The sequence below is a fragment of the Stenotrophomonas sp. YJH_SMC_110 genome (assembly GCF_059369255.1).
Genome location: NZ_JCAFSM010000001.1, coordinates 686,122 through 711,087, shown reverse-complemented (window position 1 = coordinate 711,087; position 24,966 = coordinate 686,122). Strand labels below are relative to the sequence as shown.

The window sequence follows — 24,966 nt, the reverse complement described above, 5'->3', positions numbered from 1 at the left end:
GCTCAACGGTCAACGGGTGCCGTACAGCACCACGGTCTTGCCACGGGCATGCAGCAGGCCGTCGGTCTGCAGCTTCTTCAGCACGCGGCCGGCCATTTCCCGCGAGCAGCCGACCAGGCGTGCCAGCTCCTGGCGGGAGACGCGCAGCTGGCTGCCCTGCGGATGGCTCATCGCCTCTGGTTCCTGCGCCAGGTCGTGCAGGGTGCGCACGATCCGGTCGGTAACGTCCAGGAATGCCAGGCGGCTGGCCTTGCGGCTGGTGTCGAGCAGGCGCTTGGAGATCTGCTGGCCCAGCGCGTACAGCAGGCGCGGGGCGTCGGCCGACAGCGGGCCGAGGAACAGCTGATGCAGGCGCTCGTAGCTGATTTCAGCCAGCTCGCAGGCGGTACGGGTCCGCAGGATCACCTCGCGGCGGTCCGATTCGACGAACAGGCCCATCTCGCCGACGAACTCGCCGGCACCGAAGTAGCCCAGCACAAGCTCGCGATCGTCATCTTCCTCGGCCATGATCGAAACCGAGCCGCTGATGACGTAATACAGGGTTCCCGCCGGGTCACCGGGTCGGAAGACGTCGGTACGGGTGGGATATCGCCGCCTGTGGCTGTGCGCCAGGAAACGATCGATTGTGGCGATATCCAGGGCCAGTGGACTGCTAGCTAGGCGCACGGTTGACACGATAGGGGCGCTCCCTCTGCGCATGAACGGATTCACGGGGTCGATAGCGGAGCTTAACCAGCGCAATTGTTAAGGGCAAACAGTGTGCCAGAACTCTTGCGTCTTCACGTTCCCCCCGGGGGCAGTTTGCCCCATAATTCCCCCTTTCCCTTCTTACACAGGAATCGACCGCCGTGGTCAAGCCGTTGCCTCGCCTGAGGCTGCAGGGTTTCAACAACCTCACCAAGGCGCTGAGCTTCAACATCTATGACGTGTGTTACGCGCGCACCGAAGAGGAGCGTCAGCGTTACATTGAATACATCGATGAAGAGTACAACGCCGACAGGCTGACTCAAATCTTGACCGATGTCGCCGAGATCATCGGCGCCAACATCCTGAACGTGGCCCGCCAGGACTACGACCCGCAGGGTGCCTCGGTGACCATCCTGATCTCCGAAGAGCCGGTGATCGACAAGAAGCAGGCCGGCAAGGAACTGATTCCCGACGCCGTGGTCGCGCACATGGACAAGAGCCACATCACTGTCCATACCTACCCGGAAACCCATCCGCAGGAAGGCATCGCGACGTTCCGCGCGGACATCGACGTGGCCACCTGTGGCGTCATTTCGCCGCTGAAGGCCCTGAACTACCTGATCGAGAGCCTGGAATCGGACATCGTGATCATGGACTACCGTGTCCGTGGCTTCACCCGCGATGTGAAGGGCAAGAAGCATTACATCGATCACAAGATCAACTCGATCCAGAACTTCCTGGCCAAGAACATCAAGTCGCGTTACGAGATGTTCGACGTCAACGTCTACCAGGAAAACATCTTCCACACGAAGATGCACCTGAAGGACTTCGACCTGGACCAGTACCTGTTCGAGGAAAAGGCCAAGAACCTGTCGTTCAAGGAACGCATGAAGATCGAAGCGCTGCTCAAGCGCGAGATCGAAGAGCTGTTCCACGGCCGGAACCTGTCCGAGTAAGCCCCATGTGCGATGCCCGCAGGCATCGCCGCCCAGGCGGGACGACCCGCCCCGTGGAACCAGTGCCTCGCACGCGTTACGGTTCCACGGTGATGTACCGACCCACGGCCCGGTGTGAAAACACCGGGCCGTTTCGTTTTTCCCAAAAAGGTAAGGAGCCCCCACCCATGCCCTGGATCTATCTGCTGCTGGCCGGCCTGTTCGAGATCGGTTTCGCCCTCGGAATGAAGTACTCCGAAGGCTTCAGCAAACCCCTGCCCACCGTTGCCACGGTGGTGTCCGCCCTGATCAGCCTGTACCTGATGAGCCAGGCGATGAAGAGCATCCCGGTCGGCACCGCCTACGCGATCTGGACCGGCATCGGCGCCATGGGCGTGGCGGTGCTGGGCATCTATCTGTTCAACGACAGTGCGTCGCCGGCCCGCCTGGCCTGCGTGGGCCTGATCGTAGCCGGTGTGATCGGCCTGAAGCTGGTCTCGCCCAACTGATTGATGGCCCGACCAACGGTCGGGCCCCACCGTCGCCCCCGCACCTCCTGGTAGGCCCGCACCGTTGGTGCGGGCGACCCTTCAAATGCGGTAGGCGATGGTCTTCATCACCCTGGAAGCCAGCGCCATCGCGCCCGGGATCGGGAACGGCAGGCGGCGTGCGCCGGCCTGTTCGGCGTGCTCCGCATGGCGGGCCTCGTCCTCCTTCATCACCTGGATGACCGCGCGGCTGCGCAGATCGCCGGCCGGCAGGTCGACCAGGTGCTCGTCCAGATGGGCTTCCACCTGGCGCTCGGTTTCAACCACGAAGCCCAGGTTCCAGCCGTCGCCGCGCAGACCCGCCAGGGTGCCGATGGTGTAGCTGCCGGCGTACCACAGCGGATTGAACAGGCTCGGGCGGCTGTCCAGTTCATCCAGCCGGGTCGCGCACCAGGCCAGGTGATCGGTCTCTTCCTGGGCCGCTTCCAGCAGGTGTTCACGGGTGGCCGGGTCGCGGGCCACGGCCGCCTGGCCGAAGTACAGGCCCTGTGCGCAGACCTCGCCGACATGGTTGATCCGCATCAGCCCCGCGGCGTGGCGGCGCTCGGCGCGGTCCATGCCCGGCTCGCCGGTGCCTGCGGCCGGGTAGGGGCGGGCCGCCGGAGGGTTGCCGAACACCGTGTCCAGGGCGCGCTGCGCCTCGGTCAGCAGGTGGTCCAGCGGGGTGGTCTGGCGGAGCACGGTCATGGCGGCACGCGGTGGGGCGGGAGACCCGCCGATTCTCGCCCGCCCCCGCTCCCCTGCCAACCCGGGGCAGGGGCCAGCTTGCACCGAGAGCGTGACCTGCGTACAATCCCGCCTCTTGCGCTTCACCTTTCACAACGCGTGGCAGAGTTCCGGCGAGTCCTTCGCCGCAATGAGCCCGACCTAACCTAGAGTTCTTCATGAGCACTTTCACTGCCAAGAACGAGACCGTCCAGCGCGACTGGTACCTCGTCGACGCCGAGGGCAAGACCCTGGGCCGTCTCGCCACCGAGCTGGCCCGCCGTCTGCGCGGCAAGCACAAGCCGGTCTACACCCCCCACGTTGATACCGGCGACTACCTGGTCGTCATCAATGCAGAAAAGATTGCCGTCACCGGCAAGAAGCTGCAGGACAAGATGTATCACCGTTTCACCGGCTACATCGGCAACCTGAAGACCGAATCCCTGGCCCAGGCGCTGGAGCGCCACCCGGAGCGCGTGATCGAGATCGCCGTGAAGGGCATGCTGCCGAAGGGCCCGCTGGGTCGCCAGATGTACCGCAAGCTCAAGGTCTACGCCGGCACTGAGCATCCGCACGCCGCACAGCAGCCGCAGGTTCTGGATATCTAATCATGGCTATCACTCAAAACTACGGCACTGGCCGCCGCAAGTCCTCCACCGCTCGCGTGTTCCTGCGCAAGGGTTCGGGCAACATCACCGTCAATGGTCGTCCGCTGGACGAGTTCTTCGGTCGTGAGACCGCGCGCATGATCGTGCGCCAGCCGCTCGAGCTGACCAAGAACACCGAAAGCTTCGACATCCTGGTCACCGCCGCTGGCGGCGGCACCACCGGCCAGGCCGGTGCGATCCGCCTGGGCATCGCCCGTGCGCTGGTCGAGTACGACGAAACCCTGAAGTCCGAGCTGCGCAAGGCCGGCTTCATGACCCGTGACGCCCGTGAAGTCGAGCGTAAGAAGGTCGGTCTGCACAAGGCCCGCCGCGCCACCCAGTTCTCCAAGCGCTGATTTACCGCGCCTGGTTGGGCTCCTGCGGGAGCCCGCTGGTTGGAAAAGCAAAAGCCCGGCTTTGGCCGGGCTTTTGTTGTTTTGGAGTCAGGCATTTCGTGGTTGCCGGCCAGCGGCCGGCACTACCCGGGGTTTCGCATCTCGGAAGGGGTGGGGTCAGAGCCTTTTCCTTTGGAAAAGGATCCGACCCCGGGCCTCTCTCTGGAGAAGAGCCCCCTTGATGTTCAAGGGGGCGCGCCGACAGGCGCGGGGATAAGGTGGGATGCGCGACCAAATTAAAAGCAAAAGGCCAGATCTTTCGATCTGGCCTTTTGCTTTTAATTTGGCTGCCCCGGATGGATTCGAACCACCGAATGCCTGAGTCAGAGTCAGGTGCCTTACCGCTTGGCGACGGGGCAAAACGTGCAACTATTTTCTCACTTTTCACACTGAAAAACAACTTGATTTTCAGTGTGGTGGCTATGGGTGGACTCGAACCACCGACCCCAGCATTATGAGTGCTGTGCTCTAACCGGCTGAGCTACATAGCCTTGGTGAGCCCGCTATTCTGCGGATGTGTATCGACCCTGTCAACACTTTTGTGTCGTGCTTGTGGGCCGACAGAGGGCATGGGATAGTCCCGACCAGTAGATTTTCTTAGGAGTCCGCATCGTGATCGATCCGGACGGCTATCGACCGAACGTCGGCATCGTGCTGATGCGGCAGGACGGCCAGGTGTTCTGGGCACGACGCGTGCGCCGGGATGGCTGGCAGTTCCCGCAGGGTGGCATGAACACCGACGAGACGCCTGTCGAGGCCATGTATCGTGAACTGCAGGAAGAGACCGGCCTGCTGCCTGAGCATGTGGAAGTGCTCGGGGCCACGCCCGGCTGGCTGCGCTACAAGCTGCCGGCGCGGGCCATCCGCCGCAACGAGCGGCAGGTCTGCATCGGCCAGAAACAGGTCTGGTTCCTGCTGCGCCTGACCGGCGACGAATCCCACGTGACGCTGGACCACACCGACTCGCCCGAGTTCGACCACTGGCGCTGGGTCGACTTCTGGTACCCGGTAGAGCACGTGGTGATGTTCAAACGCGGCGTCTATGCGCGTGCCCTGCGACACCTGGCGCCACTGGCGCGCGGCGTGGCCGGGCAGGGCGTCACCGCCATGCCCAAGAGCGCCGCCGAGGCCTGGATGCCGGGCCACACCGCCGGGCACGACCGCCCGCGCAAGCGCCCGCGGACCCGAGGGTACTGGCCGAAGAAGGTCACGGGCGACGGCCCGGCCAGCTGACCGGCTGAACGGTATCGAGAATGGTTCAGGTCTCTGATTGACAACCATTCTCGTTTCCATTGGAATAGCCACCAGGCCGCTTGTGGCCTGTCAGCCCGGTTCACGCCTGTGTACGTCTGCATCTGCAACGGAGTCACCGACCACCAGATCCGCGAAGCCGCCAGCCATGGCGTCAGCACGGTGGCCGAACTGACCATGCGTACCGGTTGTGGTGCCACCTGCGGTTCCTGCCTGGACATGGCCGGCGACCTGCTGGCCAAGGCACGTGCGACCCACGATCTGCCGCTGCCGGTATTGGGCCTGGCGCAGGTCGCCTGATCGCCTTTTCGCGGCGCGTTGACGCCGCGCTTTCGCATCCTTCACCTTCGGCCGCGCAGGCCAATGCACACGATTCGCGTTCCTTCACGAGCGCACGCGAGGCGTTAAAGTGCCTGCGTTTTCAGCGTGCAGGAGCACCCCCATGAAGGGCGACACCAAGGTCATCGAATTCCTCAACAAGGTCCTCTACAACGAGCTGACCGCGATCAACCAGTACTTCCTGCACGCCAAGATGCTGAAGAACTGGGGCATCAAGGAACTGGCCGAACACGAGTACAAGGAATCGATCGACGAGATGAAGCATGCCGACATGCTCGCCGACCGCATCCTGTTCCTTGAAGGCCTGCCGAATTTCCAGGCGCTGGGCAAGCTGCGCATCGGCGAGAACCCGACCGAGATCCTGCAGTGCGACCTGTCGCTGGAACGCGATGGCGTGGTCACCCTGCGCGAGGCCGTGGCCTATTCCGATTCGGTTGGCGACTACGTCAGCCGCCAGCTGTTCGTGAAGATCCTCGATTCGGAAGAGGAGCACATCGACTGGCTGGAAACCCAGCTGGACCTGATCGAGCGTATCGGCGAGCCGAAGTACCTGCTGAGCAAGCTGGAAGAGTGAGTCAGCCGCCCTGGCCGGCGCGGTGCTGTGCCAGGTAGCCCGTCAGTGCAACACGCGCCCGGGCGAATTCCGCAACCAGCAGCGCCACCGCCACCGCGGGGCGCTGCAGGCTGCCACTACGGGCTTCGTGCTCGATCCGCTGCGCGATCGCCGACAGCGACAATGCGCCGACGTTTGCACTCGATGACTTCAGGCTGTGCGCTGTGGCCTGCAAGCGCAGCTCATCGCCGTTCTGCGCGGCCAGCTGCAACTGCTGCACCATCACCGGCGCATCTTCAAGAAAGACCATGACGATCTGGGTGGCAGCGTCGCCGATCACGGTGTGCAGTTCATCCAGCACGTCGCGGTCGATCACCGGTTTCGGCGCGGCTTGGCTTGTCGTCTCCTGTAGAGCCGAGCCATGCTCGGCTGATGGAGTGGGAGTGCCACTGGCCGTCAGCCGAGCATGGCTCGGCTCTACAGACGGCTCCACAGAAAATTGTCCAGGTGATGCAGCTTTGCCGCCACCCCAACGCAGCAGCAGCGCATGCAGCGTGGCGCGCGCGATCGGCTTGGACAGGTAATCGTCCATGCCCGCCTGCAGGCAGCGCTCGCGGTCACCGGCCATGGCGTTGGCGGTCATGGCGATGATCGGCAGGCGGGCGCGCCCGGTCTCCACTTCTTCGGCGCGCCAGCGGCGCGTGGCGGCGTAGCCGTCCAGCACCGGCATCTGGCAATCCATCAACACGATGTCCACGCCGCCTTCGCGAAGGGCGGCCAGCGCCTGCTCGCCATCGGCGGCGTTGCGCACTTCGCACTGGAACACGCGCAGCAGTTGTTCGGCGACCATCCGGTTGACCGTATTGTCCTCCACCAGCAGCACACGCAGATGCAACGGCGGCAGCGTGGCAGCCGGTTGCTCGTTGTCCGCGCTGGCCAGCAGCGCAGCGGGGCGGGCGGGGGCGACCGGTGCAGCCAGCAGTGCATGCAGGGCCGCATCGTCGAAGTGCGGGGGCAGCTGGCGCTGGCGCTGGCGTTGTGGAAGTGCGCCCTCCTGCAGCCACAGCACCTGCAGCGCATCGTCGTCACCACGTTCACTCAGCGCCAGCTGCAGCGTGGCCTCACCGTTGCGGCGTGCGCGGGCATCGACCAGCAGCCATGCCGGTGCCGGTTGTCCGGGCCGCGCGGGAGCGCGCAGGCGCTCGACCACGGCATCCAGCTGTGCCAGCACCTGCACCTGCAGCCCATGGTGGGCGGCGATGCGCTCGATACGTGCCTGCAGCGTTGCATCGGCACTGAACAGCAGCAGCGGTGCCGGTGCGCGCGCCATCGCCGGCAGGTCGCCAGCGACCTTCAGCAGCGGGATCTCGAACCAGAAGGTTGCGCCCTGGCCCGGCGTGGAGTGCACGCCGATGTGCCCGTGCATCAGGTCGATGATGCGCTTGCAGATGGCCAGGCCCAGGCCGGTGCCGCCATAGATGCGGGTGGTGGATGCGTCGGCCTGGCTGAAGGACTGGAACAGGCGTGCCTGCAGCGCGTCGTCGATGCCGATGCCGGTATCGATGATCTCGAAGCGCAGCTGGTGCTGCGCGGCACTTTCACCCAGGCGCAGCACGCGCAGCTGCACCTGGCCGCGGGCGGTGAACTTGATGGCGTTGGCCAGCAGGTTGCTCAGCACCTGGCGCAGGCGCACCGGGTCGCCGCGCACCGGCAGGCGCACCGATGGATCCAGTTGCAGGCCCAGGGCCAGGCCCTTGGCGTCGGCGGCCCGCTGCATCAGCTGTACCACGCCATCGAGCAGGTCGCGCAGGTTGAAGCTGGTGATCTCCAGTTCCAGCGCCTGCGCTTCCAGCCGGGAGTAGTCGAGGATGTCGTCGACGATGCGCAGCAGCTGTTGCGAACTGGCCGAGGCGGTGGCCAGCATCTGCCGCTGGTCTTCGCCCAGCGGCCCGCGTGCGATCAGCTCCAGCATCGGCAGGATGCCGTTGAGCGGGGTGCGGATCTCGTGGCTCATCGTGGCCAGGAACTCGCCCTTGGCCAGCACGGCCGCCTCGGCGGCCTGCTTGGCCTGCAGCAGCTGTTGCTCCAGCTGGCCCTGGCGTTCGGTGGTATGGCGAAGCTGGTCGCGTTCGGCGGCCAGCGCACTGTGCGTGCGCTGCAGCTGGGCCAGCGCATGGTTGCGCGCGCGCAGGCGCAGGCCCAACAGCAGCAGCGCGATGGCGGCCGCAGCAAGGGCAACCAGCAGCACGCCCCACAGCGGCACGTCAGAGCACCGCGTTGTGGAAGTCGAAGTTCAGGTCGCTGCCGGCCGACTGCACCATGTTGCCCTGGATGTAGTCGACGCCGCCTACCCACATCGCCGCTGCAGCCTGCGGATCCTCGATCTGCTGGCCGATGATCTGCAGTCCGGCGGCATGGGCCTGTTCGATCGTCTTGCGCAGCGCCTCGCGCGTGGCCGGATTGGAATGGCTGCTGGAGAAGCGCGCAGCCATGCGCACGAACGACAGCGGCAGCTGGGTCAGCAGTGCATCGGCCTCGCCGCTGGGTTCGAACTGGCTCAGGCAGAAGCGCACCCCTGCGCTGGCCATGCGCTGGCAGAACTGCTGCAGCGGCACGGTGTGGATCAGTGCGTCGGGCAGGCGCACGTCGATCACCAGCGCACTGCCAGGCAGGTCACGCTGCTGCAGTGATTCCAGCAGCCAGTCGGCGAAGGCATCGCGCTGCAGGGTGCGCAGCGACTGCGAGACGAACAGGCTCAGCGGCTGCGTTGCGTGCCGGTACAGATCCAGCAGGCCCAGTGCGTGGTCCATCACCTGCTGGTCGAGGTCGGCGATGCGCCCGGCGGCTTCCGCGGCGGGGATCACCTGGCCGGCCGCCAGCACCGTGCCATCGGCCTGGCGCAGGCGCAGCAGCAACTGGTATTGCGCGGTGTTGCCGCCTGCCACGGCGACGATCGGCTGGTAGGCCAGTTCCAGCTGGCCCTCCAGCAGCGCCAGGTGTTCCTGTTCGGTGACCGCTTGGCGATGCACATGGCCCGCCACGCCGGCGCTGAGCAGGCGCGCCTGCAGGGTGGTGCGCTCAACCGCTTCCAGCGCACTGCTGGCATCCTCGAAGCCCGGCGACAGCGGCGCATAACCGACCACGCCGCGCAGATGCACGGATTCGTCGTCGCGGATCACGAAGGCGCGGGCCGACAGCTGCTCGCGCAGGCTCGCGGCGATGCCTTCGAGGGCGTCCTCGTCGGCGTTGCGGGCCAGCAGCAAGAAGCTGTTGTCGTTCAGCCGCGCCAGCAGGTGCGGATGGCCGGCTTCGGCCAGGCGCTGCCCGGCCTGCACCATCAGCCGTTCAAACGCGGCATAGCCATAGCGTTCGCGCAGGCCCAGCGCACTGGCCACTTCGATGAAGAACACGCCGCCCCGGTCGCGGTGGGCGAGTGCGGTGTTGAGCTGCTGCAGCACATGGTGGCGCGTCGGCAGGCCGGTTTCCGGATTGCTGGTGGCCGGTGCGCCGGTGGCGCCCGGCAGGGTCGCGGCCTGGGCACGCGCGCGGCGGATGCGGTTGGCCACCGCTGCGATCAGGTGGCGCGGCCGGATCGGCTTGCTCAGGTAGTCGTCGGCGCCGCTGTCGAGCACTTCGAACTGGCGCTCTGGATCCGGATCGCCGCTGAGGAACACGATCGGCAGCAGCTGCAGGCCGGGCTGCTGGCGGATCAGCGCGGTCAGGCGCATGCCGTCCAGCCCGGGCAGGTGCAGATCCATCAGGATCAGGTCGGGGCGGTGCTCCTTGATCGCCTGCAGCGCGGCATCGGCATCGCTGTGCACGATCGCCTGCATGCCGGCGCCGTGCAGCACGCTCTGCGCGAACAGCGCCTGGGCGCGATCGTCTTCAACGATCAGCACGCGGTAGGGCGAGTCCGAGGGCGGCGGGGCCAGATCGTTGTTGCCGGCTTCGGCCAGTGCGATCGGGCCGGGCAGCGGCGGCGGTGCGCTGTTGACCGGCGCCGGGGCATCGGTCGCGATGGGCGGCGGGGTCGCAGCCGTCGGTGCGGCCACAGCGGGGCCTGCCGCCTCGGGTGCCCAGCGCTGCCAATGATCGGCCGGAGGGATTTCAGCGCGTCCCGGGCGGGCGCCCGCGGGGGATTCGTTTGCGGCCATCGGTGCTCCTGGTGTTCGCGTCCATTATGCGACAAGCCCGGTGCTCAACCGGTACTGCTGTGCCCCGGCGGTGCTGCCGATGCACCGCGCGCCAGCCAGCGCACGCCCTTCCACAGCGCGCGCCAGACCAGCCACACCAGCAGCGCGCCGGCCAGGCTGCAGGCCAGCACCACCACCAGCGCGATCCACGGGTGTGCCAGGGCCAGCGCCAGGCCACCGACTACCACGGTGTCCTCGGCGGCGGAGGCGACCCAGTTGCTGGCCGGTTCCGGCGAGGTATTGAGCAGCGCGCGGGTACCGGCCTTCAGGCCGTGGCTGGCGAGGGCGACGCCGGCACCGGCGGCGAGTGCGCCGGCGCCGAGCTGACCGTCCGGCGACAGGGTAGCCGCTGCGAGGAACGCGCCGGCCGGCACGCGTGCGAGCGTCTGCACCAGGTCCCAGACCGAGTCCACGCCGGGAATCTTGTCGGCGAAGAACTCGGCGATGGCCAGCGCCGCCGACGTGCCCAGCACCCACCAGGATTCGGTGGCCTGCAGAGCGGGCGGCAGGTCGACCCAGCCGAGCAGGCCGGCAAGGCCGACGCCGAACACGGTGAGGTAGACGCGGATGCCGGCCAGCCAGGCCAGCAGGATGCCGATCACGAACAGGTGGGCTTCGGTCATGGCGATGCTCCGGCGACGGAACTGTGCAGGGGACCACACTATCGACGATGGCATGCCTGAACGCCACAGACCGTGGCCGGCCACGGCGCAGGAAACCCACCCGTCCTGTCATACACTAGCCCGTCGTTTGCCACAGGGGCCGTACCGGTGTCGCCCTCGCGATACCCCGGAAACCACCCATGACCAACCGTCCTCCCATGCGCGTGCAGGTACGCCTGCCCGGCGCGCCGCAACCGCCGGCCGACCGTCGCCGCCTGCTGGTGATCGGCGGCATCTGGCTGCTCAGCCTGGTGCTGGCGGTGCTGGGTGGCTGCTGGATGGCCACGCCACGCGATGCCCAGGGCCAGCGCCTGCAGGCTGCCGAGAAGCGCGCCGAGACGCTGCAGGCGCAGCTGACCGAGCTGCGCCAGAAGCAGGCCACGCTGGAAGCCTCCGACCGCATCAGCCGCGCCGCCAATACCGAGGTGCAGTCCTCGCTGGCCGAGCGCGATGAGGAAATCGCCGGCCTGCGCGCCGACGTTGCCTTCTATGAGCGCCTGGTGGGTTCGACCAGCCAGCGCAAGGGCCTGAACACCCACTCGATCGAGTTCAGCCCGGAAGCGGCCGGCACCTGGCAGTACACCGCCGTGCTGACCCAGAACCTCAACCGCGGCGCCATCAGCCAGGGGCAGATGCGCTTCACCGTGGAAGGCGTGAAGAACGGCAAGCTGGCCACGATCAGCTGGGATGATCTGCACCAGCGCAGCAAGGTGCCGGGACAGGATTACTCGTTCCGGTACTTCCAGCAGCTCACCGGCAGCGTGATGCTGCCGGCTGACTTCACCCCGCAACGCGTGCGGGTGACATTGGGGAGTGGTACGGGGGGTACCACCCAGGTATTCGACTGGAAACAGGCCGGCGCGCCGGCCAGCAAAGGGGAGTAGGCAGATGTTCGGAAGCAGCAAATCCAACCGTGAAGGCCAGCTGGTGGTGGATGCCCTGATCGGCAACCAGGTGGTGATCCGCGGTGATGTGGAATTCAGTGGTGGCCTGTATGTGGAAGGTCGCATCCACGGCAAGGTGATCGCCACCGAAGGCGCCAGCGGCGCGACCCTGACGGTCGCCGAGCATGGCGTGATCGAGGGTGAGATCCGGGCCCAGGTGGTGGTCATCAGCGGCCGTCTGGACGGCGATGTACACGCCACCGAGAAGGTCGAGCTGACCCCCAGCGCACGGGTCAATGGCAACGTCCATTACCAGGTGGTGGAGATGAATGCGGGCGCCCAGCTGAACGGCCGCCTGATCCATGCCAGCGCCCCGATGGCGGCCCTGCCGGCGCCGGAAGGCGATGAGGCCAATGGCGGCAAGGGCGACACCGCCGCACGCCGCAAGCTGGCCGAGGCGATGGCTTGAAAGCCATCCCCGGCACCCCCATGCTGGCACCATGAGCACGCTAGTCTCCCTGCCCGGCGCCACCCCGGTTGCCGCGCCCGATTACCAATCGCTGGAGCGCCCGCTGAACTTCACCGAGTCGGCGGCCGCCAAGGTCAAATCCCTGATCCAGGAAGAGGGCAACCCCGACCTGGCCCTGCGTGTGTACATCGAGGGCGGCGGCTGTTCGGGCTTCCAGTATGGGTTCGAGTTCGACGAGAACCGTGCCGAGGATGACCTGGCGGTACAGACCAGCGGGGTGACCCTGCTGGTCGACCCGCTGAGCCTGCAGTACCTGATGGGCGCCGAGGTGGACTACACCGAGAGCCTGACCGGTGCCCAGTTCGTGATCCGCAACCCGAACGCAAAGACCACCTGCGGCTGCGGCAGCAGCTTCAGCATGTAAAAGGCCTGTGGCCGGAATGTGCCAACCAGGGTTGGCACCTGCCAGAGCGGGTAGATCCACGCCATGCGTGGATGATCCTTCCTGCATCCACAACGGCAGATTGCGCACAGCGCCGACCTTGCCACCCGCATCGATTGGCGGCACGCTTGCAGGATGCCCAATACTCCTTCGCCGCTTTCCGGTTTCGCCTTCGTGGGTGAACCGCTGGAGCGCGCCGATGCCCTGCGCGAAGATGCCGATGCACTGGCGCGCCTGTGGCCGGGCGCGCGCATTCTCGTGCTCGATCAGGACGGCAGCGCCTTCACCGGCGATGACGATCAGCCACTGGCGCTGACCGGCGCCGACATCGGCGGCGGCCCGGGTGCCGCGATCTTCCTCGGCCTGCGCGGAGAGCAGGCGTGGTTCTCGGTTGAAGCCACCAACGTCACCATCAGCGCACCACGCCGGCTTGATCTGCGCCAGGCCGCGCTGCTGTGGTCGATGGCCGATGCGACCGCCTTCAGCTATGCCCGCGGCATGTCGTACTGGCACTCGCGCACCCGCTTCTGCGGCGTGTGCGGCGGCGCCGTGGCGTTTGCCCGTGGTGGCTTCGTCGGCCGCTGCGGGCAGTGTTCCACCGAACACTACCCGCGTGTCGACCCGGCGGTGATCGTCGCCGTGGAAAACCAGGGCCGGCTGCTGCTGGGCCGGCAGTCGAACTGGGCCCCGCGTCGCTACTCGGTGCTGGCCGGCTTCGTCGAACCCGGCGAGACCTTCGAGCAGACCGTGGTGCGCGAAGTCCATGAAGAGAGCAAGGTGCGGGTGACGGCCTGCCAGTACCTCGGTTCGCAGCCCTGGCCGTTCCCGGGTGCGCTGATGGTTGGCTTCCGCGCACAGGCGCAGGATGACCTGCCGACCGTGGACGGTGAGCTGGAAGACGCGCGCTGGTTCAGTGCCGACGAGGTCGGCGCGGCACTGGCGCGCGACGTGGAGGACGATGGCCAGGGTATCCGCCTGTCGCCGCCGATCTCGATTTCGCGCGGCCTGATCGAGCATTGGTACCGGCAGCAGAAGGGCTGAGCCGGGCCGGCTGGGGCGATTGCATTGCCGCCACCTGAACACGGCCCGGGTTACAGTGCGGGTCATCGCGGAGGGCGCCGCTGCGACAGGTAAGGTAGCGGCGCCGAGCGTTCTGTTTCGTAGGGAGACCTGCCATGTTCACCACTCTGGCCGCCGTGCTGGTGGCACTGGCCCTGGGCCATGTTGCTCCGGCCGCTGCTGCCTCGCTGCGCCGTTTCGACGGTTTCCGGCGTTGGCTGGGCTGGCTGGATGCGCGTGGTGGCAAGGCCTGGCAGGGACCGGCCGGCGTTGCCTTGGCACTGCTGCCGCCGCTGTTGCTGATGGTGCTGCTGGCGTGGCTGTTGCGCGGGGTGCTGTTCGGCCTGCCGTCGCTGCTGCTGGGCGTGGCGGTGCTGGCCTGGTGCTGGGGCCCGCGTGACCTGGACCGCGATATCGAGGCCATTATCGATGCCGATGATGCGGCGACGCGGCAGGCTGCAGTGCGCAACCTGCAGTCGGCCGGCGGCAGCCTGCGCGAGGACATTCCGTCACTGGTCGAGGCGACGGTGCTCAACGCACTGCGGCGCTGGTTCGCGGTGCTGTTCTGGTTCCTGTTGCTGGGCCCGGCTGGCGCGCTCGGGTACCGGCTGCTGGCGCTGATGGCGGAGAGCCCGATGCGCGCACGCGTGCCGGTGGAGCCGCTGGCGCTGGCGCAGCGCCTGCTGGGCTGGATCGAGTGGCCGGTGGCGCAGCTGATGGCCTTCTCGATGGCGCTGGTGGGCAATTTCGATACGGCGTGGAAGGCCTGGCGCCAGGCCCATGGCGAACGCCTGGCCGGCAACATCGGGTTCCTTGGCGCGGTGGCGCGGGCCAGCGTCAACGCCGAGCTGCGTGAGGATGCGCACGATTACACCGAGGCAGGGTTGCTGCCGGTGTGGCAGCGGTTGCCGGACCTGCGTGATGCGATGAGCCTGGTGTGGCGGATGCTGCTGCTGTGGCTGGCGGTCCTCGCCCTGCTGGTGATTGCAGGCTGGGTGACGTAGTTGTTTTGCAGGGCTTGCAGCCCTACACCTGCAGAGTCGACAGCAACTGCAACGGCAGGATTGCAGTGGGTCGGCGGGGTGGGTCGGATGGCGGGGGACGCCGTGAATCCGTCCATGGAGGCTTGGTCGCCGCATCCATGCGGCTCACACCCCCGCCATCCGACCCACCCCGCCTTCGACAGTTTTCCGCGCACTGACGTTCTGTAGAGCCGAGCCATGCTCGGCTCCGAGCGAGCGCAGCGAAGCGATCCGCTTCCGCTTTTGATCTTCTCCTTCTTTTCCGTGGTGGACGCACACGGAAACTGTCCGTGGCCGGGCGGGTGGGCTGCGCAGGGGCGTGAGCCGCATGGATGCCGCGGCCAAGACTCCATGGACGGATTCACGGCGTCCCCCGCAAACCCATCCCGCCCGGCCAACCCCAAGGCTTCTGCCTTCAAACGCCGCCCACCACGAGGGGCTGCGGCCGTTGGCTGGAAACCTAGATCGGTGCCAGTGCAGTGAACGGCGCCCACGGCAGGTTGCGCAGCAGCGCATACCCGGGCAGCACCCAGAGCCAGAACGTTGGATTGGCCAGTACCCGCATGAGCGGGTCGAGCACGCGCGGCCGGATGCCGGCGACGTTCAGCAGCATCAGCAGCAGGAACGGCAGGCTGATGACCAGCAGCGGGTTCATCGCCATCGCGCCGGGCAGGTCGAAATGTACCAGTGAATACAGGCAGCGGGTGCTGCCACAGCCCGGGCAGTACAGGCCGGTCAGCGCGTACAGCGGGCAGCTCGGCAAAGGATTGCCGGCGACATACGGATTGACATTGCGCAGCACCACCGCGGCACCGGCGGCCAGGCCGGTGGCGGCCAGCAGCGGTGCCCAGCGGGCGAATCGGGAGCGGGCGGGAAGTGCGGACATTGCAGCAACGGATCCGGCGCGGGCGCCGGATCCGTCCACGCGGATCAGTAGCCGCTGTTGTTCATCGCACCCATGCCGCCGACAGCGACGATCAGGATGCCGTACAGCACGCCGACCACGACGGCGGCGATGGCCGACCAGATCGCCCACTTCTTGGCCTTGGCGGCGGAGTCCTGGGCACCGGCGATGTCGCCAGCGGCCAGCTTGCCGTTGACCTGCGCGGCGTAGACGATCGACACGATGCCGGCCGGCAGGCAGCAGAACAGGGTGCTCAGGATGGCCCAGACCAGATTGTTCGGGACCTGCGGAGTGGCGGTGTTCATGGGTTCAAGCTCCTTGATGGGTGGTGGTGGTGAATCATTGGTCGGAAAGAGCGCCCAGTACGGCCAAGCCGCCGAACAGCCCGAACCACAACAGCAACAGGACCGGCAGGGCCACGGCCGAAGCCACCGCCCACCAGCCCGCCTTGCGCGACGCACTGTAGGCCCCCGGCAGGTCGCCGGCGGCGCGGCGGCCATCGACCTGGGAGGCATAGACGATCGACACCACGCCCAACGGCAGGCAGCAGAACAGCGTCGTCAGGATCGCCCAGACCAGATGGTTGGGGATGTAGACCGGACGGCTGAGCGGTGGCGGTTGATTCAAAGCAAGACTCCATTCCTTGGTGGCCGGCCATGATGAAACGGCCGAACCTCCCCCCTGTGGGTGCGTAATCTACCTCAACCCGCGCTGCATGTATGCGGTTACAGTCAGATACTGGCCGGTATGGCCCTTGATCTGACGCATCTGACGGACCTCTGCGATGCATCGGAGGGCGAGGATGGGGGGCTTGTCGCTGGGACGGTCTACCCGTGTCCGTGCGGTCGATCAGGCGTGATCACCACGCAGGGCCCGCACCTGGGCCTCCAGCACCGGGGCGCTGGTGGTGCGGCCATCCACGGCCGGTGCCGCCACCACCTCGACCGTGGCGCGGAAACGACGCGGCACCCGCATGCGGCCAAGGCGGCTGTCGCGGCGGCTCCACATGCTCGACCACATGCCGCGCAGCGCCATCGGCACCACCGGCACCGGCCGCCGCTCGAGGATCTTCTCGACGCCGGACTTGAACGGCGCCATCTGCCCGTCGCGGGTCAGCGCGCCCTCGGGGAAGATGCAGACCAGTTCGCCTTCGGCCAGCGCCGCGTCGATCTCATCGAACGCACGCTGCATCAGCGCCGGGTCTTCGCGCGCCCCGGCAATCGGGATCGCCTTGGCGGTCCGGAAGATCCAGCGCATCACCGGGATGTTGAAGATCCTGTAGTACATGACGAAGCGCACCGGGCGCGGGATGGTCGCCGACAGGATCAGCGCGTCCATGTAGCTGACGTGGTTGCAGACCAGCAGTGCGGCGCCTTCGTCCGGCACGTTGGCCTCGATGCCGTGCGGGCGCAGCCGGTACAGGGTGCGCACCATCAGCCAGCTGAGGAAGCGCATCAGGAATTCGGGGACGATGGTGAAGATGTAGATCGCCACCAGCGCGTTGGCGATGGCCAGCGCCAGGAACTGCTGCGGAATGGTCCAGTGCAGCAGCTTGTGGGCGGCCAGCGACAGCAGCGCCGCAGCGACGATGAAGCCCGAGTTCTGGATGTTCAGTGCGGCGAACACGCGCGACATCTGCGCCTTCGGCGTGCGGCTCTGGATCAGTGCGAACAGCGGCACCACGAAGATGCCGGTGAACAGGCCGATGCCGATCAGGTCGATGACGATGCGGATGCTGCCGGGCTGCTGCAGGAACGGCCCGATGGTCAGCCCGTGCACTGTCGCTTCGCCGCTGCGGGCGAAGTACAGGTCGAGCAGGAACGCGGTCATGCCGAACGCGCCCAGCGGTACCAGGCCGATTTCCACCGTACGTGCTGACAGCTTCTCGCACAGCAGCGAGCCGACGCCGGTGCCCACCGAGAACAGGGCCAGCGCGAAGATGTACAGGGTCGGCTGGCCGCCCAGGTTGGTCACCGCATAGGCCGGCAACTGCGAGGTCAGCACGGTGCCGACGAACCAGAACCAGGACACGCCCAGGATCGAGTTGCGTACGGCTTTCTGCTGGCGCGCCATGCGCAGCACCGCCAGCGATTCCGGCAACGGGTTCCAGTTGATCTTCAGATTCGGGTCGCCGGCATCGACCTTGGGAATCAGGCGGGCGGCGATGTTGCCGCAGATCGCCAGGGCGATGATCGCGCACGCGGCCACCACCGTGCCGTGACTGCCAGCCACGGTGAACACCAGGCCGCCGACGATCATGCCGGAGAGGATCGACATCGAGGTGCCCATCTCGACCAGGCCGTTGCCGCCGGTCAGCTCTTCTGGCCTGAGCACCGACGGCAGCACTGAGTACTTCACCGGGCCGAACAGGGTGGACTGCATGCCGGTGCAGAACAGCGCGACCAGCAGCACCGGCAGGCTCTGGGTGAGGAAGCCGGTGGCCGCCAGCGACATGATCACGATCTCCATGGTGGTGGTGATCACGATCAGTCGCGATTTTTCCAGTTTGTCGGCGATCTGCCCGGCCAGCGCCGAGAACAGGAAATATGGCAGGATGAAGATGGCCGGTGCCAGGGTGGCGTACAACCCCAGTTCTTCCTCCGGCACAGCCATGAACAGCAACATGCTGATGATCGCCTGCCGGTACACGTTGTCGTTGAACGCACCGAGCGCCTGGACCACGAAGAACGGCAGGAAACGGCGCTGGCGCAGCAGGGCGAACTGGTTGTGACCGGACATGGAACCTCCTTGACCGGCGCAGCCTAGCATTCCTTCCCCTCTGCTGTGGGTGCGGACCTGTGGGTGCGGACCGTTGGTCCGCACACCTGCCAGCACTCTCAGACGATATCGTCGACCACGCCGCCATCCACGCGCAGCGCCGCACCCGAGGTTGCCGATGCCTGCGGCGAGGCCAGGTACACCACCATGTTGGCCACTTCCTCGACCGTGGCGGTGCGCTGGATCACCGAGGACGGCCGGTGCGCCATCACGAACTCACGGCCGATCTGCTCCAGCGGCTTGCCGCTGCGCTGGCGTTCATCCTCGAACATCGCCGCAAAACCATCGGAGAGGGTCGGGCCGGGCAGCACCGCGTTGACGGTGACGCCACTGCCGGCCACGCGCTTGGCCAAGCCGCGCGACAACGACAGCTGCGCGGTCTTGCTGACCCCGTAATGGATCATGTCGGCGGGAATGTTGCGCGCTGATTCGGAGGAAATGAACAGCACGCGGCCCCAGCCGGCATCGACCATTGCCGGTAGCAGCGCACGCGACAGGCGCACGCCGGACATCACGTTGGTCTGCCAGTAGCGCTCCCAGGTCGCGTCATCGGTCTCGAAGAAGTCCTGTGGGCCGAAGATGCCGGCGTTGTTGACCAGGATGTCGACCTTGGGCAGGCCGGCCAACAGTGTTTCGACACCGGCTGCATCAGAGAGATCGGCGGCGAGGCCGAGCACGTCGGCTCCCGGCACGGTGGCGAGCAGGTGCCGGCGGGCGCGCTCGACGCTGTCGGTGCTGCGGCCATTGAGAATGACACGCGCACCAGCGCTGGCCAGTCCTTGGGCGATGGCCCGGCCGATGCCGGCGGTGGAGGCGGTGACCAGCGCGGTGCGGCCACTGAGCTCGATTTTCATGGCGATAGTCCGGAGCGGGGGGAATTGCCCAGTATCCGCGCGGCCGCGTGATCGAACCGCAGCGCCACGCGCAACGCGCCGTTGCACACGGCGCAATTGACCCACGCCACGCGTGGGTGGGATCTCCGATCAGCGATGAGGAGTCAGGTCAGGCTGGTCACCGCTTCATTGGCCGCTGCCCGTACCTTCGGCAGCATTCGCAGTACCAGCGCCATCTGCGTGCGGATCAGCTGCAGTTTCGGCGGCATCGCCTCGTCGATCTGCTCCAGCTCGGCGGCCACCGCGCGGTCGGCGTCGTTGTCATCGTCGGCGACCGGTTGCCGTGCGGTCAGCGCCGAGGCCAGTTGCTGCAGTGCCTTGCGCACGCGCTCGCCGGCCGCCAATGCCAGCGGGTCGCCCGCATAGCTGTCCACCTGGTCGCGATGCGCGCCCAGCGCCGACAGGTGTCCCAGCAGCGTGTTGGACAGCGCCAGGAAGCGGAAGCCGGCATCCAGATTGCGGCGCACATGGCCGGGCTCACGCAGCATGTTCGACAGTGCGGTGGACAGCGCGGCATCGGCATTGTGCATGTCGCGCCGCGCGATGCGGTAGGCCAGGTCGTCGCGCATGCCGCTGCGGTACTGGCCCAGCACCGAATCCAGGTAGCGAGCCGCAGTGTCCAGCACGCGTGCCAGGACGAGATGCAGCTGCCGGCCCTGCCAGTCGGGCAGGACCAGGAACGCGGCCGCCGCTGCGATCGCGCAACCCAGCACCGTATCGACCATGCGCGGCACGATCAGCACGAAGCCGTCGCCGATCAGGTTGAAGCAGGTCAGTGCCATCACCGTGATCGCCGCCGACGCCACCAGGTAGCGGTCGGTGCGGGTGAAGAAGAACAGAAGTGCAGAGAGCAAGGCGATCAGCAGCTGCACGTGCAGCTGCGGGAACAGCTGCAGCAGCGCCCAGGTCAGCACCAGTCCGGCCAGGGTGCCGACGATGCGCTGGGCCAGGCGTTGGCGGGTGGCGCCGAAGTTGGGCCGGCACACGAACACGATGGTCAGCAGTACCCACGAACCGTTCTGCGCATTGAACAGGCGGATCGCTGCAAAGCCGGCAATCAGCGCCAGCGCCATGCGCAGCCCATGCCGGAACAGCACCGAGCCGGGCGTAAGCTGCTGGCGGATGCGCACGCCCATCTCGCGCAGGGTGTGTGGGTTGCTGTCGCGCAGGCGGGTATCGACGTTGTCCAGGCTGGCTTCGGAGCGCTCGGCATCCAGCAGGCGCCGTTCGATGCTGCGCAGGTTGTGCACCAGCAGGTCCAGCGAGCCCAGCAGGCGCTGCCATTGCGGCCGCTGCTGGTCGCGCAGGTAGGCCAGCGCATCGGCCAGGTCGCGCCCGGCCTGCTGGTTGCCTTCGCCGTACACGAACGGACGGCGCAGCCGGATTGCCTCGCCCAGGCGGGCACAGGCCTGTCCCTGCAGGTCAAGCAGGCGCTGGCAGCGGTACAGCACGTCGCTGTGGAAGAACGCGTCCACCAGCGCGCCGTACGGGTAATGCGAGGAACTGGCGCGCTCGTGGAAATCCTGCGCCATGTAGTACAGGCGCAGGTAAAGGCCGGAGTTCACGCCGGGTCGGCCGGAGCGGCCGAAGCGGGCCAGGATCGCGGTCTTGGCCTCGTTCAGCGCGCCGACCACGCGGCGGTTCTGTTCGGCCAGGTCGAGCTGGCGACGTTGCAGGTCGGCTTCGCGCACCGGCTCGAACAGCGCGGCCTTCAGCTGCAGGTAGCGGCCCAGCTCAACGTACAGTCGCGCCACCCGCTCGCGGACCGGCCGGTTGGCGAACAGCGCGGTCCACAGGATCGACAGCAGGCCGTACCAGACCGCACCGGCCAGCAGGTGGCTGACCGCTTCCAGCGCACTGTGCAGGTCGCTGGCACCGTGCTGTTCCAGGCCGATCATGGTGTAGATCGCCAGCGTCACCGTGGCCTGGGCAATGGACGCATAGCGCTCGCCGAGCGCGCCGAGCAGGGTCAGGCCGAAGGTGGACAGCGCCAGCGCGCCGATGAAGATCCACGGCCACGGGAACAGCCAGATGACCGATGCTGCGGCGATGCAGAAGCACAACAGCGACAGCGCCACCGCCTTGGTCCGGCCCCACCAGTTGTCATCGGTTTCGGCGATGGCACTGGCGATGATGCCGAGGAACACGCCGGGCAAGGCGGTCAGCGCATCCAGCTGCCAGCACACCGCCAGCGCCGCGGTCAGGGCGATGAACACCCGCAGGCCGTAACTGGCCTTCTCGTGGGCCCACAGGCGGCTGAGGCGGGATTGTCGGGCGGACATGCAGGCTCGGCGGAAGGGTCTCCGACCATTATTGCGGGTGTGGGGTGAAGGGGACAGCCCGCGCAGGAATCCGGTAGTGCCGGCCGCTGGCCGGCAGATTTGCGGTACGGAGAAAGCCGGCCAGCGGCCGGCTCTACCCATAGATCCACGCCGCGCGTGGATGGGCCCTTCTACGCCCGCTGCGCGCGCTTGAGCAGCTTGGCTTCGCGCCTGCGTGCGCGGCGTGCGCGCCAACGCTCGGCCAGGCACGAGAAGATCACGTACAGCGCCGGCGTGCTGAGAAGGGTCAGGCTCTGCGAGAACAGCAGGCCGCCGATCATCGCGATGCCCAGCGGGCGGCGCAGCTCGGACCCTTCACCCAGGCCGATCGCCAGCGGCACGGCGGCCAGGATCGCGACCATCGTGGTCATCATGATCGGGCGGAAGCGCACGATGCTGGCCTCGCGTGCGGCGTCGCGCGGCGCCAGCCCATGCTCGCGCTGCGCCACCAGGGCGAAGTCGATCATCATGATCGCGTTCTTCTTGACGATGCCGATCAGCAGAACCAGCGCGATCATCGAGATCACCGACAGTTCGGTGTTGGTGCCGAACAACGCCAGCAGCGCACCGACGCCCGCCGCCGGCAGCGTGGAGAGGATGGTGACCGGGTGGATCAGGCTCTCGTAGAGCATGCCCAGCACCAGGTAGACGGTCAGGATCGCGGCAAACACCAGGATCAGCATGTCGCTGGGATCTGAATTGAAGCCGAAGCCCGCATCGTCGGCCAGGCGGATGTCGCCAGGCATGCGCATGCCGGCGACGGTGGCATCGATGATCGCCTTGGCCTCACCCATGCTCACGTTCGGAGCCAGGTTGTAGCTGAGGTCCATCGTCGTGTACTGGTTCTCGTGGGTGATCTGCGAGGGGGCCAGGCCGGGCATCTGCGTGGCCACCGCGGTGATCGGCACCATGTCGCCGTTGCGCGCACGCACATACACCTCATCCAGCGCCGCCGGGGTGGCGGTCTGCGAGGGCAGGGCGTTGACCACCACGCTGTACTGGTTGATGTCCGAATAGATGGTGGAAATCTGGCGCTGGCCGAACGCACCGTACAGCGCGCCGTCGATGGCGCCGACAGTGATGCCCAGGCGCGCGGCCTTGGCGCGGTCGATCTGGATGTTCTGGCGCAGTCCGGCATTGTCCACGTCGGTGCCGACGTCACGCAGCTTCGGGTTCTTCTTCAGTTCCGCCTGCAGCTTGGGCAGCCATTCCTGCAAAGCAGCCAGGTCGTTGCCCTGCAGGGAAATGCGGTACTGCGCGCCCTGGCTGGAACCGCCGCCATCGTTGCTGGGCAGGTCCTGGATCGCGCGCAGGCGCAACTGCAGGTCGGGGTAGCGATCGGCCTTGGCACTGAGTCGCGCCAACGCATGTGCGGTGGTTTCGCGGCGACCGTCGCTGCGTGACTTCAGCTCGATGTTGAACTGTGCACTGGAGCCCTGACGGCCGCTGCCGAGGCGCACACCCACGGTTTTCACTGCCGGGTCGGCCATCAGCATGTCGGTGATGCGACGCTGGCGGGCGACCATGTCCTCGAAGGAAACGGTGGCGCTGGAATTGGCGCGGCCCCAGATCAGGCCGGTGTCCTGCGGCGGGAACGCGCCCTTCTTCACCGCCCCGAACAGGAAGATGGTGGCGCCGATCAGGATCAGCGGCGTCAGCGACAGCAGCAGCGCGTGGCGCAGCGAGAAGTCCAGGAACACGGTGTAGATGCGCAGCATGCGCTCGTGGCCGGCATCCAGCCAGCGTCCGAAGCGCGACGGCGGCGCGCTGTGGTCATGGGCGCTGAGGAAGCGGCTGCACAGCGCCGGGGTCAACGTCAGCGAAACGATCATCGAGACCACGATGGCCGCCACCAGGGTGACGGTGAACTCGCGGAAGAACGCGCCCATCATGCCGCTGGCGAACAGCAGCGGGATGAACACCGCGACCAGCGAGGCGGTGATCGAGACGATGGTGAAGCCGATCTCGCGCGCACCGGTCAGCGCCGCCTGCATGCGCGGCATGCCCTCATCGAGGTGGCGCATGATGTTCTCGATCACCACGATCGCATCGTCCACGACGAAGCCGATCGCGATCACCAGCGCCAGCAGGCTCAGGTTGTTCAGGGTGAAGCCCATCACGTACATCACCAACGCGGCACCGGCCAGCGACAGCGGTACGGTCACTGCGGCGATCAGCGTCGGTGCCAGCCGGCGCAGGAACAGCGCCATGGTCAGCACCACCATCGCCAGGCTGATCAGCAACGTGATCTGCACTTCATGCAGCGACGAGCGGATGGTCGGCGTACGGTCGAAGTACGGCGTCATCGTGGTGCCTGGCTGCAGGTAGTCGCGCAGGGTCGGGATCTGCGCCTTGACCCGGTCCACGGTCTCCACGATGTTGGCGCCGGCACGGGTGAACACGTACATCACCACCGCCGGTTTGTGGTCGAACCACGCGGCCTGGTAGGCATCCTGCTGGCCGTCGTAGACGTTGGCGATGTCCTTCAGGCGGATCACCCGGCCATCGCCCTGGGTCTTGACCACCAGATCGGCGAAGTCGGCCGCACGCGCCACCGAATCGTTGGCGATGATCGCGGTGGTGGTGTTGCCGTCGCTGAGGAAGCCGGTGGGCGAGGTCACGTTGGCCGCGCGCACCGCATTGCGCAGGTCATCGGCGGTCAGGCCCAGCGCGTTCATCAGGCGCAGGTTGACGTCCACGCGCACCGCTGGCGTCGACGCGCCGGCGATGTCGACCGAGGCGACGCCACTGATCTGGCGGATGCGCTGCGCCAGCAGCGAATCGGCGACGTTGTACAGCTCATCGGCCGACTGCGTCTGCGAGGTCAACGCGATGGCGATCACCGGGTCATCGTTCGGGTTCGCCTTCTGGTACATCGGCGAGCCCATGCCCGAGGGCAGGTCGGCCTGGGCCGAGTTGATCGCCGTCTGCACGTCCAGCGCGGCCGAATCGATGTTGTGGCCGCTCTGGAAGATCATGAACACCAGCGAGCTGCCTTCCGAGCTCGACGAGCGCATGCGGTCGATGCCCGGCAGCTGGCCGAGATGGCGTTCCAGCGGCGCGGTAACCGTGGAGGCCATGGTCGCCGCATCGGCGCCGGACTGGCTGGCATGCACGAAGATCACCGGGATCTCGATGTTCGGCAGTGCCGATACGCCCAGGCGCAGGTAGCAGATCAGGCCGACCATGAACAGGCCGATGGCCAGCAGCGCGGTGCCGATCGGGCGGCGGATGAAGGGGCCGGACAGGTTCATCGCGCGGCCCCCCGCAGCAGCGGGG

24 protein-coding genes and 2 tRNA genes are annotated in these 24,966 nt (G+C 66.9%); 12 read left to right on the top strand and 14 right to left on the bottom strand.

Translation table 11 applies throughout. The features are described 5' to 3' along the window. Nucleotides 1-9: 9 nt before the first annotated feature. Nucleotides 10-699 carry a cAMP-activated global transcriptional regulator CRP gene (gene crp, locus AC5P6H_RS03165; RefSeq protein ID WP_010482649.1) on the bottom strand — a complete coding sequence of 230 codons (690 nt, stop codon included), beginning with the start codon at nucleotides 697-699 and terminating at the stop codon, nucleotides 10-12. A gap of 149 nt (nucleotides 700-848) precedes the next feature. Between crp and speD the strand changes: the two genes are divergently transcribed. Both speD and AC5P6H_RS03155 read left to right on the top strand, forming a co-directional pair. Continuing rightward, entirely contained in the window at nucleotides 849-1,643 is a 795-nt protein-coding gene (gene speD, locus AC5P6H_RS03160) for an adenosylmethionine decarboxylase (protein WP_014648662.1), read from the top strand. Between the two features lie 167 nt (nucleotides 1,644-1,810). Continuing rightward, nucleotides 1,811-2,131, top strand: coding sequence for a DMT family transporter (locus AC5P6H_RS03155; protein WP_005419816.1), 321 nt, complete (start codon nucleotides 1,811-1,813; stop codon nucleotides 2,129-2,131). An 81-nt stretch (nucleotides 2,132-2,212) separates the two neighbouring features. Here the strand turns inward: AC5P6H_RS03155 and coq7 are convergent, their stop codons facing one another. After that, nucleotides 2,213-2,857: a 2-polyprenyl-3-methyl-6-methoxy-1,4-benzoquinone monooxygenase gene (coq7, locus tag AC5P6H_RS03150; RefSeq protein ID WP_014648661.1), complete on the bottom strand. Its 645-nt coding sequence runs from the start codon at nucleotides 2,855-2,857 to the stop codon at nucleotides 2,213-2,215. A 197-nt stretch (nucleotides 2,858-3,054) separates the two neighbouring features. On the opposite strand from coq7, the gene rplM reads away from it, so the two are divergent. Together rplM and rpsI are read left to right on the top strand one after the other, a co-directional pair. Then, a complete protein-coding gene (gene rplM, locus AC5P6H_RS03145) occupies nucleotides 3,055-3,483 on the top strand; it encodes a 50S ribosomal protein L13 (protein WP_005414692.1) in 429 nt (142 codons plus the stop codon). Between the two features lie 2 nt (nucleotides 3,484-3,485). After that, complete coding sequence (gene rpsI, locus AC5P6H_RS03140) at nucleotides 3,486-3,878, top strand: 30S ribosomal protein S9 (protein WP_005411311.1); 393 nt, start codon at nucleotides 3,486-3,488, stop codon at nucleotides 3,876-3,878. A 323-nt stretch (nucleotides 3,879-4,201) separates the two neighbouring features. On the opposite strand, the gene AC5P6H_RS03135 is transcribed toward rpsI, so the two are convergent. Together AC5P6H_RS03135 and AC5P6H_RS03130 are read right to left on the bottom strand one after the other, a co-directional pair. Then, a tRNA-Gln gene (locus AC5P6H_RS03135) sits at nucleotides 4,202-4,276 on the bottom strand. Between the two features lie 55 nt (nucleotides 4,277-4,331). Continuing rightward, nucleotides 4,332-4,408: transfer RNA gene (locus tag AC5P6H_RS03130), tRNA-Met, on the bottom strand. A 121-nt stretch (nucleotides 4,409-4,529) separates the two neighbouring features. Between AC5P6H_RS03130 and AC5P6H_RS03125 the strand changes: the two genes are divergently transcribed. The 3 genes from AC5P6H_RS03125 (at nucleotide 4,530) to bfr (ending at nucleotide 6,081) form a co-directional block, all read left to right on the top strand. Further along, nucleotides 4,530-5,150: an RNA pyrophosphohydrolase gene (locus tag AC5P6H_RS03125; RefSeq protein WP_014648660.1), complete on the top strand. Its 621-nt coding sequence runs from the start codon at nucleotides 4,530-4,532 to the stop codon at nucleotides 5,148-5,150. A 108-nt stretch (nucleotides 5,151-5,258) separates the two neighbouring features. Beyond that, nucleotides 5,259-5,468, top strand: coding sequence for a (2Fe-2S)-binding protein (locus AC5P6H_RS03120; protein WP_005411309.1), 210 nt, complete (start codon nucleotides 5,259-5,261; stop codon nucleotides 5,466-5,468). Nucleotides 5,469-5,610: 142 nt separating this feature from the next. Then, the gene (bfr, locus tag AC5P6H_RS03115) at nucleotides 5,611-6,081 is read left to right on the top strand and encodes a bacterioferritin (RefSeq protein ID WP_005419804.1); all 471 of its coding nucleotides are present in this window, start codon (nucleotides 5,611-5,613) and stop codon (nucleotides 6,079-6,081) included. Between the two features lies 1 nt (nucleotide 6,082). On the opposite strand, the gene AC5P6H_RS03110 is transcribed toward bfr, so the two are convergent. The 3 genes from AC5P6H_RS03110 to AC5P6H_RS03100 are packed head-to-tail and all read right to left on the bottom strand — an operon-like array spanning nucleotide 6,083 to nucleotide 10,876. Continuing rightward, complete coding sequence (locus AC5P6H_RS03110) at nucleotides 6,083-8,323, bottom strand: ATP-binding protein (RefSeq protein ID WP_142235101.1); 2,241 nt, start codon at nucleotides 8,321-8,323, stop codon at nucleotides 6,083-6,085. Between the two features lies 1 nt (nucleotide 8,324). Next, the gene (locus tag AC5P6H_RS03105) at nucleotides 8,325-10,214 is read right to left on the bottom strand and encodes an EAL domain-containing protein (RefSeq protein ID WP_288496602.1); all 1,890 of its coding nucleotides are present in this window, start codon (nucleotides 10,212-10,214) and stop codon (nucleotides 8,325-8,327) included. A gap of 44 nt (nucleotides 10,215-10,258) precedes the next feature. Continuing rightward, complete coding sequence (locus tag AC5P6H_RS03100; RefSeq protein WP_014648657.1) at nucleotides 10,259-10,876, bottom strand: DUF4126 domain-containing protein; 618 nt, start codon at nucleotides 10,874-10,876, stop codon at nucleotides 10,259-10,261. Nucleotides 10,877-11,055: 179 nt separating this feature from the next. Here AC5P6H_RS03100 and AC5P6H_RS03095 point away from each other — a divergent pair, with 179 nt between their 5' ends. From AC5P6H_RS03095 to ampE, 5 genes are all read left to right on the top strand, one after another. Beyond that, nucleotides 11,056-11,799, top strand: coding sequence for a DUF6776 family protein (locus tag AC5P6H_RS03095; RefSeq protein WP_005411304.1), 744 nt, complete (start codon nucleotides 11,056-11,058; stop codon nucleotides 11,797-11,799). 4 nt (nucleotides 11,800-11,803) lie between these two features. Beyond that, nucleotides 11,804-12,268: a bactofilin family protein gene (locus AC5P6H_RS03090; RefSeq protein WP_032956754.1), complete on the top strand. Its 465-nt coding sequence runs from the start codon at nucleotides 11,804-11,806 to the stop codon at nucleotides 12,266-12,268. A 31-nt stretch (nucleotides 12,269-12,299) separates the two neighbouring features. Beyond that, complete coding sequence (gene erpA, locus AC5P6H_RS03085) at nucleotides 12,300-12,692, top strand: iron-sulfur cluster insertion protein ErpA (RefSeq protein WP_005419789.1); 393 nt, start codon at nucleotides 12,300-12,302, stop codon at nucleotides 12,690-12,692. A gap of 153 nt (nucleotides 12,693-12,845) precedes the next feature. Next, nucleotides 12,846-13,751 (top strand): NAD(+) diphosphatase, encoded by a 906-nt coding sequence (gene nudC, locus AC5P6H_RS03080; RefSeq protein WP_014648655.1) that lies wholly within the window; start codon nucleotides 12,846-12,848, stop codon nucleotides 13,749-13,751. A 134-nt stretch (nucleotides 13,752-13,885) separates the two neighbouring features. Beyond that, complete coding sequence (ampE, locus tag AC5P6H_RS03075; RefSeq protein WP_014648654.1) at nucleotides 13,886-14,773, top strand: regulatory signaling modulator protein AmpE; 888 nt, start codon at nucleotides 13,886-13,888, stop codon at nucleotides 14,771-14,773. Nucleotides 14,774-15,251: 478 nt separating this feature from the next. On the opposite strand, the gene AC5P6H_RS03070 is transcribed toward ampE, so the two are convergent. From AC5P6H_RS03070 to AC5P6H_RS03040, 7 genes are all read right to left on the bottom strand, one after another. Then, nucleotides 15,252-15,677 carry a DUF2752 domain-containing protein gene (locus tag AC5P6H_RS03070; protein WP_014038725.1) on the bottom strand — a complete coding sequence of 142 codons (426 nt, stop codon included), beginning with the start codon at nucleotides 15,675-15,677 and terminating at the stop codon, nucleotides 15,252-15,254. Nucleotides 15,678-15,721: 44 nt separating this feature from the next. Beyond that, a complete protein-coding gene (locus AC5P6H_RS03065; RefSeq protein WP_014648653.1) occupies nucleotides 15,722-16,000 on the bottom strand; it encodes a CD225/dispanin family protein in 279 nt (92 codons plus the stop codon). Nucleotides 16,001-16,034: 34 nt separating this feature from the next. After that, nucleotides 16,035-16,322, bottom strand: coding sequence for a CD225/dispanin family protein (locus tag AC5P6H_RS03060; protein WP_005419784.1), 288 nt, complete (start codon nucleotides 16,320-16,322; stop codon nucleotides 16,035-16,037). 222 nt (nucleotides 16,323-16,544) lie between these two features. Beyond that, nucleotides 16,545-18,434, bottom strand: a complete 1,890-nt coding sequence (locus AC5P6H_RS03055) for an MFS transporter (RefSeq protein ID WP_014648652.1) — start codon at nucleotides 18,432-18,434, stop codon at nucleotides 16,545-16,547. A 98-nt stretch (nucleotides 18,435-18,532) separates the two neighbouring features. After that, nucleotides 18,533-19,327 carry an SDR family NAD(P)-dependent oxidoreductase gene (locus AC5P6H_RS03050; RefSeq protein WP_049440057.1) on the bottom strand — a complete coding sequence of 265 codons (795 nt, stop codon included), beginning with the start codon at nucleotides 19,325-19,327 and terminating at the stop codon, nucleotides 18,533-18,535. A 143-nt stretch (nucleotides 19,328-19,470) separates the two neighbouring features. Then, the gene (gene yccS / locus AC5P6H_RS03045) at nucleotides 19,471-21,648 is read right to left on the bottom strand and encodes a YccS family putative transporter (protein WP_014648650.1); all 2,178 of its coding nucleotides are present in this window, start codon (nucleotides 21,646-21,648) and stop codon (nucleotides 19,471-19,473) included. A 170-nt stretch (nucleotides 21,649-21,818) separates the two neighbouring features. After that, a complete protein-coding gene (locus tag AC5P6H_RS03040) occupies nucleotides 21,819-24,941 on the bottom strand; it encodes an efflux RND transporter permease subunit (protein WP_142235103.1) in 3,123 nt (1,040 codons plus the stop codon). Nucleotides 24,942-24,966 lie beyond the last annotated feature (25 nt).